General features: G+C 36.3%; 12 protein-coding genes. All 12 read left to right on the top strand.

Going from position 1 to position 14366, the window contains the following annotated elements:
- The first annotated feature begins 60 nt into the window (after window positions 1-60).
- The 12 genes from NTX65_14770 to NTX65_14715 all read left to right on the top strand — a co-directional run bounded on the left by NTX65_14770 (window position 61) and on the right by NTX65_14715 (window position 14096).
- Window positions 61-1050: a phenylalanine--tRNA ligase subunit alpha gene (locus NTX65_14770; protein ID MCX6170603.1), complete on the top strand. Its 990-nt coding sequence runs from the start codon at window positions 61-63 to the stop codon at window positions 1048-1050.
- A gap of 21 nt (window positions 1051-1071) precedes the next feature.
- Complete coding sequence (gene pheT / locus NTX65_14765; protein ID MCX6170602.1) at window positions 1072-3477, top strand: phenylalanine--tRNA ligase subunit beta; 2406 nt, start codon at window positions 1072-1074, stop codon at window positions 3475-3477.
- Window positions 3478-3792: a hypothetical protein gene (locus NTX65_14760; protein MCX6170601.1), complete on the top strand. Its 315-nt coding sequence runs from the start codon at window positions 3478-3480 to the stop codon at window positions 3790-3792.
- Between the two features lie 27 nt (window positions 3793-3819).
- Window positions 3820-4119 (top strand): cell division protein ZapA, encoded by a 300-nt coding sequence (gene zapA / locus NTX65_14755; GenBank protein MCX6170600.1) that lies wholly within the window; start codon window positions 3820-3822, stop codon window positions 4117-4119.
- Between the two features lie 232 nt (window positions 4120-4351).
- A complete protein-coding gene (gene rny, locus NTX65_14750; GenBank protein MCX6170599.1) occupies window positions 4352-5920 on the top strand; it encodes a ribonuclease Y in 1569 nt (522 codons plus the stop codon).
- 144 nt (window positions 5921-6064) lie between these two features.
- The gene (coaE, locus tag NTX65_14745; protein MCX6170598.1) at window positions 6065-6670 is read left to right on the top strand and encodes a dephospho-CoA kinase; all 606 of its coding nucleotides are present in this window, start codon (window positions 6065-6067) and stop codon (window positions 6668-6670) included.
- Between the two features lie 89 nt (window positions 6671-6759).
- Window positions 6760-7659, top strand: coding sequence for a proline dehydrogenase family protein (locus NTX65_14740; GenBank protein ID MCX6170597.1), 900 nt, complete (start codon window positions 6760-6762; stop codon window positions 7657-7659).
- The gene (gene tsaD / locus NTX65_14735) at window positions 7659-8675 is read left to right on the top strand and encodes a tRNA (adenosine(37)-N6)-threonylcarbamoyltransferase complex transferase subunit TsaD (GenBank protein ID MCX6170596.1); all 1017 of its coding nucleotides are present in this window, start codon (window positions 7659-7661) and stop codon (window positions 8673-8675) included. Before NTX65_14740 ends, tsaD begins: the two co-directional genes overlap by 1 nt.
- Before the next feature lie 83 nt (window positions 8676-8758).
- Window positions 8759-9799: an endolytic transglycosylase MltG gene (mltG, locus tag NTX65_14730; GenBank protein MCX6170595.1), complete on the top strand. Its 1041-nt coding sequence runs from the start codon at window positions 8759-8761 to the stop codon at window positions 9797-9799.
- On the top strand, window positions 9778-11466 hold the full coding sequence (locus NTX65_14725; protein ID MCX6170594.1) for an Ig-like domain-containing protein: 1689 nt from the start codon (window positions 9778-9780) through the stop codon (window positions 11464-11466). The genes mltG and NTX65_14725 overlap by 22 nt, the downstream gene beginning before the upstream one ends.
- Before the next feature lie 779 nt (window positions 11467-12245).
- Window positions 12246-12932: a hypothetical protein gene (locus tag NTX65_14720; GenBank protein MCX6170593.1), complete on the top strand. Its 687-nt coding sequence runs from the start codon at window positions 12246-12248 to the stop codon at window positions 12930-12932.
- 144 nt (window positions 12933-13076) lie between these two features.
- Window positions 13077-14096 carry an integron integrase gene (locus NTX65_14715; protein ID MCX6170592.1) on the top strand — a complete coding sequence of 340 codons (1020 nt, stop codon included), beginning with the start codon at window positions 13077-13079 and terminating at the stop codon, window positions 14094-14096.
- Window positions 14097-14366: the final 270 nt, after the last annotated feature.

The following is a 14366-nucleotide window of genomic DNA, read 5'->3' as shown; positions in this document are numbered from 1 at the left end:
CTCCCGAGCTCTTAAAAAAGTTTCGGGAGGGAATTTTTTTAAATTGTCGGGAATACAGAAATGATTAACAAGATTGATGAAACCCGAAAAAGTTTTGACGAAGACCTCTCAAAGGTTGATTCATCCGCCGCACTTGAAGAACTGCGCATCAAATTCCTCGGCAGAAAAGGTTTAGTCTCTCAACTTTTTGAATCCCTCAAAGATGTTTCAAAAGAAGATAAACCGAAAGTTGGACAAGCACTCAATCAATTAAAAATCCATACTCAATCTAAATTTGATGAGATGAAAGAAAATTTTGAGAAGAGCGAAAACAAATCTGAAAGTTTTGTTGATTTATCTTTAGCTGGCAGAACTCGAACAATCGGAAGCAAACATATTCTCACTCAAACTTTAGATGAAATTAAAAATATATTTAAAGGACTCGGTTTTTCAGTCTATGAAGGACCGGAATTAGAATCCGATTACAATAATTTTGAAGCTTTAAATTTTGCACCCGATCACCCAGCACGTGATATGCAGGACACTTTCTTTGTTACAGAAGATTTTTTATTGAGAACGCATACTTCCCCGGTTCAAGTTAGATTGATGACGGATAAGAAGCCGCCGCTGCGCGCTATAATGCCTGGTAAAGTTTTTCGTAATGAAGCCATTAGCGCAAAAAGTTATTGTCTGTTCCATCAAGTTGAAGGTCTTTACGTTGATACAGATGTAACATTCGCAGAATTAAAAGGAACATTGGTAGCGTTCGCAAAACAATTCTATGGTCAAGACGTTAAGTATCGGTTTCGTGCAAGTTTTTTCCCATTTACAGAACCAAGTGCAGAGATGGATGTGTGGTGGCAGCCGAAAGGTAAAGAAGGACGGTGGCTTGAAGTTCTTGGATGCGGAATGGTTGATCCGAATGTGTTAAATAATGTTGGAATTGATCCGGAAAAATATTGCGGCTATGCTTTTGGAATGGGTGTAGAAAGAACAGCAATGCTTAAGTATGGTATAGGCGATATCAGAATTTTATTTGACAACGATAAAAGATTCTTGACTCAATTTTAATGACAGTTTAACGGTGATAAAATGAAAATTTCTCTCAATTGGTTAAATGATTATATCAATCTAAAAGAGATCTCATTAGAAGAGATTCTTGATAAATTGACTTATGCGGGATTGGAAGTAGAAGAAGTAGAAGACCAGGCAAAAAATTACGAGAAGATGGTTGTTGGATTAGTGATGGAAGCGAAGAAACATCCGAACGCAGATAAGTTATCGTTATGCAAAGTTAGCGACGGCAAAGAAGAATTTAATGTGGTTTGCGGTGCGCCAAATGTTGCGTCAGGGCAAAAAGTTGTTTTTGCTAAAGTTGGTTCAATTATTCCAAATGGAAAATTGAAATTAGAAAAAGCGAAGATCCGCGGTGAAGTTTCATTCGGAATGATCTGTTCGGAAAGAGAATTAAATATTAGCGATAATCACGAAGGCATAATGGTTTTAAATCCTTCTTTGAAAGAAGGAACATCTATTGCAGATGCACTTGAAATGAATGATGTAATTCTTGAAATTGCGATTACGCCGAACCGTGCCGATGCTTTAAGTCATATCGGTATTGCACGCGATCTAGCTGCGCTCTTCAACATTCCGTTGAAGTATCCCGAAATAAAATTAAATGAATCCGGCAAAAAATCGGATGAACTTGCTGCTGTTGAGATAATTGATGTTGAAAATTGTCCACGTTACGTTGGTAAAGTTGTTACAAATGTTGTTATAAAAGAATCGCCGGATTGGTTAAAGAAGAGAATAAAAATTATCGGTTCACGTCCGATAAATAATGTTGTTGATGTTACAAATTTTATTCTTCATGAGGTTGGACAACCGCTTCATGCATTCGATCTTGACAAGTTGAACGGAAAGAAAATAATTGTCCGCTCTGCCGGAAACGATACAAAATTTACAACGCTTGATTCTAAAGAGAGAAATCTTCAACCCAAAGATTTAATGATATGCGACACTAAGAGAGCTGTTGCTATTGCCGGAGTAATGGGAGGAGAAAATTCCGAAGTTACAGAATCGACAAAAAATATCTTAATAGAAAGCGCGTTCTTCAATCCATCTTCAATTAGAAAAACCGCGAAGAATCTTGGACTTTCGACGGATGCTTCATATCGATTTGAACGGGGAACCGATCCTAATATTACTTTGTGGGCTGCAAGGCGTGCGGCTCAATTAATCCAGGAAACTGCCGGCGGCGAAATTTCTTTTGGTGAGATTGACGCATTCCCAAAACCGATTGCTATAAGGAGTACAAAACTTCGTTTCTCTCGGCTCGATCAAGTGCTAGGTTATCATATTGAAAGCACAGAAGTCGAAAATATTCTAGTGAGCCTTGGATTTGAAATTACAGATAATTCCAAAGGTGAATTGAACGTAAATATTCCGTCATACCGCCATGATGTTGAAAGGGAAATTGATTTGATTGAAGAAGTGGCAAGAATTTACGGCTACAATAAAATTCCGGAAGTGAATAAAATTTCGGTAACTCTCGAAGAAAAAGTTGATCATTCGGCATTTGACGACAAAGTAAGAGTCTATTTAAACTCACTTGGGTTTTATGAAATAATAACGAATTCACTTTTGAGTGAAGAGACAGCAAACCGTTTTGGCAAACCGGTGCATGTGATGAATCCGCAGAGTAGTGAAATGTCACATTTGCGTCCTTCTTTGTTACCGGGAATGATGACAACCATTTCCAATAACTTGAAAGTAAATGAAAAAGATCTACAACTATTTGAAATTGGAAAAGTTTTTGAAAAATTGAGCGACGCAAAGATTAAGAGTTTTGACGATTTCAAAGAATCAGAACAATTACTGATGATAGCAACCGGGAATTTCACAAGAACAGAATGGTTTGAAAAAGACAGATCATTTGATATCTACGATATGAAAGGACTGGTTAATTCATTATTGGTGAATTTGTTACCGGGAGTCACATTCGGGGATCATTTTTCGGAAAACGATTTTCCATTCTTAGATTACGGATTTCAATTAACTGCAAGTGGAAAGATTTTAGGAGTCTGTGGAAAACTGAAAAAAGAAATTTGCTTGTTATTTGACATCAATCAGGATGTTTTCCTATTTCAAACTCATCTGGATGAATTGAAGCAAATTCTTCTTCCAAAGAGAGCATTCAAGGATTTGTTAAAATTTCCTAAAGTATACCGCGACTGTGCATTTGTTTTTGACGCGAATATCAGATCGGACGAGGTTACCGAAGTTATAAAGGAAAATGGTTCTAACTTGTTGCATAATGTAAAGTTATTTGATATCTTTCAAAGTGAAAGCTTAGGATCGGGTAAAAAGAGTCTTGCTTTTCAACTGGAATATTATGATCCGGCTAAAACATTAACTGAAGAAGAGATCGAAAAAGTATTTAGTAAAACGGTTAAATCAGTTGAACAAAAGTTTAATGCACATTTAAGAGGCGCTTGATTGTCGGAAATTTCTAAATATGATTTGTTTATTGATGAATTGAATGCTCTCGAAAAACAAATCTATTATTTCTTGCAAAAAGGAAGTGATCTTCAAGAGGCAAATCAAGCGTTAAATAACAGAATAATATTACTTGAAAGAGAAAATGACACTCTGAAAAAGAAAATTTCGGAGATTGAAGGTAAAGTTAGTAAATCACTATTTAATGGTGAGAACATTTTTGGGGGTGAAACCTTTAATTTAGAGGAGAAGGAAGCGCTTAAGAACAAAATAAGCGAATTGATAGCAAAGATTGACTATCATTTGCGTTCTTAAATTAGTTTAAAGATGGAATAGATAAAAATGAGCGAAAAAAAGAAGCTGAAAGTAAAAATTTTTGATAAAGAATATTCACTGCTGGTAGAAAACCAGGAGATTGCTGCAGAGTTAGCTGAATATGTCAATACGATGATGGAAGAAACAAAAGAAGAGTTACCAGATCAAACGAAAGATACAATTGCCATCATTGCCGCTTTGAACATAGCATATGATTTATTTGTAGAAAAGAATAAATATCGTGAATTCAGCATTCAGGCGACAGACAAAATCAAAAAAATCAAGCTTCTTCTAAACGAATCCAAATTTATGTCTAACCCATCATAACTTTCCGCGCTGCCGTGTCATTTATAAAAAAGAACTAATAGTAGACTATTAGGGTTATCAGCTCGCGGCGTGTATTACAGGCCTCATCCCGATTCGTCGGGATCCCGTTTAGGCGGGACCAGTGGAAGTAAAAAGCGTCGGGTGGTTTCCCGCAATGCATAGTTATAAAAGAGGTTCTTTACTGTAATTAGACCGGCAGTTGCGGCTTAAATATATTGTTAATGGAGGAAATATGCAGGTAGATTTGTTAATTGGAATTGGAGTTGCTGCCATTCTGGTAGTGCTGGCTTTTATTGTAGGTTGGTTTATTAATTCCAAACTTGGTAAAAATAGTCTTGTTAATGCAAAAGAAAAAGCTGAAAGATTAATTGAAGAAGCGGATAAAGAAGCAAAAAATATTAAAAGAGAAAAGCTTCTCGAAGTAAAAGATGAATGGCTAAAAAAGAAACAAGAATTTGATAGTGAAGTAAACAACAAAAGGCAAAAACTTCAGAACCACGAGAAACAATTAGAATCGCGTGAAGAAAGTCTTGAAAAAAAATATGATGTGGTTACTCAAAAAGAAAAAGTAATCAAAGAAGCAGAAAAAAGTATTGCATCTCAGAAAGAAGATCTTGATAGAAAACATTCCGAATTAGACCGCCTGGTAGTTGATCAAAATGTTCGCCTCGAAAAAATTGCACAATTAACGGCTGATGAAGCAAAAAAGATGTTGATGGAAAATATGATCAACAAAGCCAAAACCGATGCTGCACAATCAATTAAAGAAATTAGAGATCAAGCTAAAATCGACGGTAAAAAAGAAGCACAGCGTATTACAATTCAAGCAATTCAGAGAACTGCTGTTGATCATTCAGTCGAGTCAACTGTCTCTGTTGTCCAGATTCAAAACGATGAAATGAAAGGAAGAATTATTGGGCGTGAAGGCAGAAACATCCGCGCGTTCGAAGCTGCTACAGGTGTCGATGTGATCGTTGATGATACGCCTGAAGCCGTGATCCTATCGGCATTCGACCAATTCAGAAGAGAAGTGGCAAGAATTTCATTAGAAAGATTAATCGCGGATGGAAGAATTCATCCGGCAAGAATTGAAGAAGTAGTTGCAAAAGTTGAATTGGAACTTGATGAAGAAATTCAGAAAGAAGGCGAGAACACATTAATTCAACTAGGTTTACATGGTGTTCACATCGAATTAGTTAAGCATATTGGAAAGATGAAGTACCGTTCAAGCTACGGACAAAATTTATTACAGCACAGTATAGAAGTAGCTTATCTTACCGGAATCATGGCTGCGGAACTTGGTCTCGATACAAATTTAGCACGGCGTGCTGGATTGCTCCACGATGTAGGCAAAACGATTGACCGTAATGTCGAAGGTCCTCACGCATTACTGGGATACGATCTCACAAAAAAATATAACGAACATCCGATCGTAGTCAACGCGGTTGGAAGTCACCATGAAGATATTGAAATGGAACATCCGATTGCGGCTTTAGTACAGGCGGCAGATGCAATTAGCGGCGCAAGACCGGGTGCAAGAAGAGAACCTCTTGAGAGTTACGTCAAGCGCTTAGAGAACCTTGAAGCGATCGCTAAATCATTTGAAGGCGTTGCCAAGACTTACGCAATTCAAGCCGGCAGAGAAATTCGTGTTGTTGTTGAACCCGATAGAGTTGATGATGTTTTCTCAGACCGTCTGGCAAATGAGATTGCTCAAAAAATTCAAGAAGAAATGGAATACCCAGGACAAATTAAAGTTATGGTAATTAGAGAAGTTAGAAAGATTGCTTACGCGAAATAAAATTGTTCTTAAGTATCTTTTCAATCTTTTTTCTTCGTGATTTGGTGTCTTAGCGGCAATATGGGTTAATCGTAACTTACGCTGCATCAGATTTCGCCACAAAGGCACAAAGACACAAAGACTTTCCTTTTATTGGAAACAATATTGAGTAAAAAATTAAAAATAGCGGTTACCGGGGGAATCGGTTCGGGTAAATCACTCGTTACAACTATTATAGAAAAATCCGGCTATCCCGTAATCAGATCTGATGAAGTAGCAAAAGAATTGATGCGTAAAGACGAAGCGATTAAGAGAAAAATAATTAAAGAATTTGGTCCGCCTTCATATAACGAAAAAGGACTGAATACAAAATATCTTGCCGAAAATATATTTACGCATCCGCAAAAAGTTGAGAAGATCAATTCGATAGTTCATCCGCCTACGATTAATAAAATTGAAGAATTAACTTCGCAATTATTCTTAAAGAGCAAGATAGTCTTTGTTGAATCGGCTTTGATTTACGAAGCGAATATTCAAGATTGGTTCGATTATGTAATACTAATTTATGCTGATGAAGCAACACGGATAGCCCGCGTAATGAAAAGAGAGACAATTACACAAGAAGATCTTAGGAACAGGATCGGTTCTCAAATTTCCGACGAGCAGAAGAAGGGAGCAGCGGATTTTGTAATTGAGAACAATTCAACAACGGCTGAATTGGAGAAGCGGACTCTCTTTATTCTCAATATTTTAAAGGCAATTGCAGAGTAAACTCTAAAAAAGATAAAAACATCCTTCCTTGATTTCCATTTACCCATGGGCTAATTTTGTGCGGTCATTTTCCAAAATAAGGTGCTGAAGTGAAACTAATTAATAGTGCTATTGTAAGTTTTGTAAAAATACTCCCGAAACCTGTTGTTCATATTTTTGCAAAAAAGTATATCGCCGGTAATACACTGGATGATGCAGTAAGAGTAACAAAAGAATTGAATGCAATGGGAATTCTTACAACCATTGATGTTTTAGGCGAAGCGGTGAATAATAAACGTGAATCTGAACTGGCTAAAAAAGAATGCTTGGAAGTTCTTGACGCGATTGAGCATCACAAACTAAATGCTAATCTTTCATTAAAACCGACACAATTAGGATTGGTACTGGATAAAGAATTTTGTTATGCTCAGATTTCTGAAATACTCGAGAAAGCAAAAGGATATGATAATTTTGTCAGAATTGATATGGAAGACTCATCAGCAACAGATCTAACTTTTGATCTTCTACACAAAATGAAAGAAAAATACACTAAAGTCGGTGTGGTGGTACAAGCTTATTTAAGAAGAACTTTTGATGATGTTGAAAGGGAGAATAAAGAAGCGACCAATTACCGTTTATGCAAAGGTATTTATGTTGAAGCCGAAGAAATTGCTTTCAAGGGGAAGCAGGAAGTAAGGGATAATTTCTTAAAAATATTAGAATTGATACTGGATAACGGGAACTATGTAGGGATAGCTACACATGATGATTATCTGGTAGCTGGCGCATATGAATTGATAAAAAAGAAAAATATTTCGAAGGATAAATTTGAATTTCAGATGCTCTACGGAGTAAAAGAAAATTTGCGAGATAAGATAAATAAGGACGGCTATAAGGTTCGAATTTATGTACCGTTCGGTGAACATTGGTACAAATATTCAATTAGAAGATTGCAAGAGAATCCTGCTATGGCATGGCATATTACAAAAAGCATTTTCTCTTTTAATTGATGAATGTTCTTGGGATCGAAAGCTCGTGTGATGAAACTTCCGTCGCGGTAATTTCCGAAGGAAAACTTCTTTCAAATCTGATTTCATCTCAAGACTTTCATACAAATTACGGCGGAGTTGTGCCCGAACTATCAAGCCGGGCACATCTTCAAATTTTACTCCCACTTGTGAAACAATCCTTAAAAGAATCCGGAATTACACTTAATCAAATCGATTTAGTCTCTGCCACGGCAGGCCCCGGTTTAATTGGTGCTCTCCTAGTAGGTTTAACTTTTGCAAAAGGTTTTGCTTTTAGTGTTAACAAACCTTTCATACCGGTAAATCATATTGAAGGACATATTTTTTCCGGATTCTTAATGGAAGAGAAACCGGAATTTCCTTATTTGTGCCTAGTGGTCTCCGGAGGGCATTCGTTACTTCTGTTAGTTGAAAGTGAAACAGAGATTAAAAAGCTCGGGACAACAATTGATGACGCGGCAGGAGAGGCATTCGATAAGATCTCTAAATTGTTGGGTTTTGGTTATCCCGGAGGACCGAAAATTCAAGAAGCGGCGTTAAACCAGAGGACCAACTTTGTCGAATTTCCGATTGCGCAATGCAAGAATGAATTTGATTTCTCTTTCAGTGGACTAAAAACTTCAGTACTTCGATTTATTCAAAAAGAATACGGCGACGCAACTAAGATTCCGGCTGAAGATCTTCCTTTAATTGCGGCATCATTCCAATACTCTGCCGTTAAAGCACTTGTGGTAAATACAGATAAAGCGCTTCGGAAATATAAAGTCAATTCAATTTCATTAGTCGGCGGTGTGGCTGCGAATAAAATGCTGAGAAATGAATTTCAAAAACTGGCAGTTAAGTATAAAAAGAAACTTGTAATTCCTTCTCCGGAATTTTGCGGTGATAACGCCGCGATGATTGCTTACCGGGGTGTACAGCTTCATAATGCAGGAATCAAGTATTCATTCGATTTTAATGCTTTCCCGAGTCTGAGCGATCACACTTTCATTAAATAATTCCAAATTGCACAATTATATTCGCACTCTATAAAATAAAAATTTTCAATATATTAGAATTGCTCTAAACAAAAATTGAATTTATGCCTGAAGTGAAAAAACCTAATAAACCGATCATTACAAGAAAAGAACTTGTAATTGTTTCAGCTTTTTTCGGATTCATTCTAATCCTCCTGATCATAACATTTTATTCTCCAAATTATTACAAGAATACCGAACCGGTTGAGATTGATATTGCACACGGTTCGACGCTTTCGCAAGTGATTGATTCTCTTTATGCCCGTAAAATAATTCCGAACAAAATGAATATGAAGATAATTGCATATTTATACGGAGCGGAGAAAAAAATAAAAGCCGGCAGATATAATATTCCCAACGGATTGAATTACATTAAACTGGTTGAACTTCTTATTAACGGTTCCCCAGCGGCACAAATTTTAGTTACTTTGCCCGAAGGAATCTGGCAAACTGAGGTTGCTCAAATTTTGAAAAATAATTTACATATTGATTCTGCCAAAGTGATGGAGTTAAGCAAAAGCAGATCGTTTCTGAATTACCTGGACCTGGATGTTGATAATTTAGAAGGGTACCTTATGCCCGAAAGTTATTACTTCTATTCAAACAGCAGCGCTGAGGAGATATTAAAGAAACTGAAAGATGAGATGGATAAATTCTTCACTCCAAAAATTACTGCGCGTATGAAAGAACTGAGGATGACTAAAAACCAGATTCTTACATTAGCGTCAATTATTGACGGCGAATCGAATTTAGTTAGCGAGTTTAAAACTATTTCCGGTGTTTATTACAACAGGTTAAAAATCGGAATGCCTCTTCAAGCCGATCCGACAGTTCAATATTTGATCCGGGACAAACATAAAAACAGAATCTTCAAAAAAGATTTACAGATCGATTCAAGGTTCAATACATATAAATATTACGGCTTACCGCCCGCACCCATCAACAACCCGGGTAAAGACGCAATTAGAGCGGCACTCTATCCGGAAAAGAATAATTATTTATATTTTGTAGCAAACGGAAACGGCGGACATATATTTTCTAAAACCAACAACGAACATGAACTAAATGTGAGCCGGTACAGACAATGGCGAAGAAATCAAAATTAATATTTAAAGTAGCAGCATTATTCGCGCTGGTAATATTTTCAAAATGCGCAAATCAGTTGCCGCCGGGAGGCGGAGATGTGGATAAAACCCCTCCTACAATTATAGATCTCCATCCGGCAAACGGAACAACCAACTATCACGAAAATTATTTTGAATTAACATTCAGTGAATATGTTGATAAGCGCTCTATTCAAGATGCTATCTTTATTTCTCCTTCATTGAAATACCCGTTGGAATATGATTGGAGCGGAAGATCTCTAACAATTAATTTTCAAGATACTCTCAAACAGAATACAACATACACAATTACAATTGGAACCGATGTTAGAGATTTGAACAATAATAATAAAATGGCGGAACCTTTGACGTTCGCATTTTCCACCGGCGATAAAATTCACACCGGAAAAATCAGCGGAAGAATTTATGACCCTAACTCCGACGGCATTATGATTTTTGCTTATAAGAATGACGGCGAGGCGATTAATCCCGGTAAACAATCACCGGATTATGTTTCGCAAGTAGGAAGGAACGGAAAATATTCTCTTTCCGGAATAGCAGACGGTGCTTATACGATTTTCGCAATCAGAGATAAGCTGAAAGATCTTAAATATAAAAAGAATGAAGATGAATACGGAGTTCAGTTCAAAACGGTTGATTTAAAAGACCAGTTAAACGCAGTTAATGATGTCGATTTCTTAATTACAAAAGAAGATACTATTGCGCCAACTATAACAAATGTTATTATGAAGGACCGTAATCATCTTCTGATCGAGTTCACAAGTAAAATTGACAGCATTAGACTATCCCCATCTAATTTTTATTTATTCGATTCGACCGCAAATAAAAAAGTGTTACCAAAATATATTTTTAAGGGAGACGCAAGGCCTTATCAATTCTATCTTGTTTTAGGCGATACTTTGGAGAAGAAAGAGGGCTGGATTTTAGTTTCTAACGGGATCTATAATATTGATTCTATTAAATCCACAGAAGGGAAAAATTCCATTACGGTTAAAAACGACCGCGATACTTTAAAGATAAAGCCAAATAGAGTTGGCGGCGAGCTGCCAGATGGCAAAGTTGATTTCGAGGACGCTAAGATCAATCTAACATTTAATGATGCAATTGATTCAACTACAGTAAAAACAAGATTACTTATTCTAGATTCTAAAAAGGATAATTATCCGTTTGCAATTAAACGTATTGATGATGCCGCATATATAATTACTGTGTTATCCAAGTTAAGACAAAGTACAGAATACACAATTAATCTCAATCTGAAAAATTATACGGATTTAAGCGGCAACGATATTGATTCTCTTTTCCAAAATAAAATAACTACATCGAACGAACTCGATTTCAGCGGTGCGTCCGGAAATATCGAAAACAATTCAGATTCTTCAAATGTTATTGTAGTTCTGCAAAACACTACTGTGAATAAAATTAAATACTCGCAAAAGGCGGGACCGAAAAGTGATTTCGAATTCAAAAAAGTTGTGCCCGGTAAATACCTGGCGTGGGGCTTTAAGGATAAAAATAAAAACGGCAAATACGATTACGGTACTATCTTGCCATTCAAACATTCCGAAGAATTTAAGTTTTATCCCGATACATTAAATCTTAGAGCGCGGTGGCCAGTAGGCGGGGTGAATATTGATTTCAAAAAGTAATTGAGAATTGAGAATTACAAATTTAGACGGGAGGAAAGAAGGAATGAATGAAAAATGAAAAAAGAAAAGAATGAAAAAGAAAAAAGTGAATCAAAGAAATGAATAAAAATGAGCTTAATCATTTAAGTGGTTTGTTCAAGGTTTAACATAGTTCATCTATTTTCAATTAACCCGAACATGATTTCATCTGACGGCTCAAATATAATTTCCGGTAGTTTCATAGTACTTTCCAACGCTTCCAAAATGCTTTCCAGCGGTTACTAAGCGATTTCCAGCGGTTTCAAAGTTGTTTCCAATGATATATAAGCAGTTTCCAGCGAAATCAAAGGTGTTTCCAATTGTTCGCAAGCAGTTTCCAGTGATTCCAAAGTCATTTCCAATAGTTTAAATGTGATTTCTAAAGGGTTCAATGTACTTTCCAAAGGAGTTTAACTGTTTTTTGATGGAGTAAAAGTGCATTCTAAACAAATAATTGAGGGTACCGGTGAAGGAAATACTCTTTCATAAAGAATTAACGCGGATTTATAGAATGAAAATTTGATTCCACCCCAAGAAAGGAATACAATCTTTAAAGAGAATAAAAAAATGATTGACATAGTTTAAGTTAATAATTAAGTTATTGCAGAAATTTTCAATAGAAGACCCTCAGTACTGGCATTCTTAAATGGGGCAATAATGTTTATGTGGTGTAACTCTTCAAAAAAATAATTTAATCAATTTATACTGGGGTATGCCGTAAAACCCAATAATTAATTAACAATAATTATTCGGAGGTGAGTATGGCGATTAAAATTGATTACCTACTACAGGACTGTGAAGCGCTTATTCAAACAATTGACGATAACAGAAGCGCAATGACAGCAAAGGGATTTTCGGATTCTAACTACACGGCGTTAATTGATGCCAAAGAGAATCTGAAATCGAAGGAAGCAGCACAGCAGAAGGCGGTTAAGCTCGTTGGAGATAAAACCGCCGAGCAGAATCTTTCTATTACGGAAGTAACAAATTTGATTAAAAAAATACGGAACTCCGCAAGGAGCAGTTACGGGAATGACGAGCGGAATCTTAAACTTTTCAGAATAGGCGAACTAATTCCAACTTCTGTAAAGAAACTGAGACCGATGTGTGAATATTTGAGCGGTTTGATTCTTGAGAAGCAGGAGATGCTATTGCAGAATGGATTAATGCAGGAAGATATTGACGAGCTAAATTCCGCATACGGAAAGCTTGTATCGGTTGACGCGTCCCAGGAGAATGCAAAGAAGCTTCAGGTGACGGCAACATTGATGCGAGATGAAGCGGCAGAAAAATTGAAAGACAAAATGTTTAGAGCGCGTAATTTTGCGAACGCTTGTTTTTCTAAGAACCCCGAGATTCTTATTCAGTTCAAACCAATAGCAAAAGGGGCGGGAGGAAGAAAAGAAGCTGAGAATGTTCCGGAGGAGAAGGAAGTTCCGGTTGGTTAGTTGAATACGTGAGACGTGAAACGGGAAAGGTGAAACGGGAAAGGAGGCTGTCGGCAATCAGCTTCTAGCTGACAGCTTTCTTTAAATTTCTTTGAATAGTTTTAATTTTGTTTTAAGTTGTAAATGGAAGAAGGGGAAATTCCAATGTTATTAGAAAGGAAAGAAAGTTCTAACGGTGAAGCAGTAAGAAAAATCATTTCACCAAACAATCAAAAGCTAAAGCTTTTAGATCAGGTAAGAATTACGCTCCGCACAAATCATTACAGCCGTAAAACAGAAGAAAGCTATACATCCTGGATAAAGCAATTCATAATTTTCAATAATAAAACACATCCTCAAGAACTTGGACCAGAAGAGATAAAAAATTTTATTACTCATCTTGCTGTTAAAAGACATGTATCATCCTCAACTCAAAACCAAGCATTACAAGGAATTCTTTATCTATATAAAAATATATTAAAGAAAGAAGTTGGGTGGATTGATGACATAAAACATGCAGCGAGAGTTAAGCACCTTCCAGTAGTGTTTTCGAAAAGTGAAGTAATAAAGATATTTGAGCATCTTGAAGGAATACCAAGGTTAGTTGTTTCTCTTTTGTACGGTGGAGGATTACGACTGGCAGAATGCCTTGGCCTAAGAGTTAAAGATATAGATTTTGATTACAAGCAAATAATAGTACGTGATGGAAAAGGTGAGAAAGATCGACATACAGTTCTACCGATGTCAATCCAAACAGAGTTGAAAAGACATTTAAATGAAGTTTATAAACAACACAAAAAAGATTTAAATAGCGGTAAAGGTGAGACAATTCTTCCATATGCACTAAAGAGAAAATATCCGAATGCAGGTAAAGAATTCGGTTGGCAATACGTATTTCCCGCAGATAAATTTATAAAAGATAAGGAGAGCGGCTTACTATTTAGATATCATTTACACGAAAGTACAATCCAACGGGCTGTTAAAGAAGCAATTAATAATGCAGGTGTAAATAAACCGGGAAGCCCACATACATTCCGTCATTCTTTTGCTACTCATCTTTTAGAGAATGGCTCCGACATAAGGACGATACAAGAATTACTAGGGCATCAATCGGTTAAGACTACAATGGTTTATACACATGTATTGAATAGAGGGATTGGAGTAAAAAGCCCTTTGGATTACTGAGAGTTAGGATTATAGATATGCACGACCCTATTTTAAAATATTGAGAAAATTGAAAGTTTTGGAAGAAATTGGAACATAGATATGCAGCTGGACGCTGTTCTATGTTCTTTAGACAATTATCCCGTTCAGCATAAGTAATAGTTATATGCTAATAGTAAAGTGAATATTAAACAATGCACAAAAAACAATTATTATATCTTGGAATAATTATTCCAATTGTATTTTGGATGACAACAATTATTTGTGGTTATATTTTAGGTGACTACAATC

It is taken from the genome of Ignavibacteriales bacterium (assembly GCA_026390795.1).
In the GTDB taxonomy this organism is placed as follows: Bacteria; Bacteroidota; Ignavibacteria; order Ignavibacteriales; family Melioribacteraceae; genus Fen-1258.
This window is presented reverse-complemented; position numbering and strand designations above follow the sequence as displayed.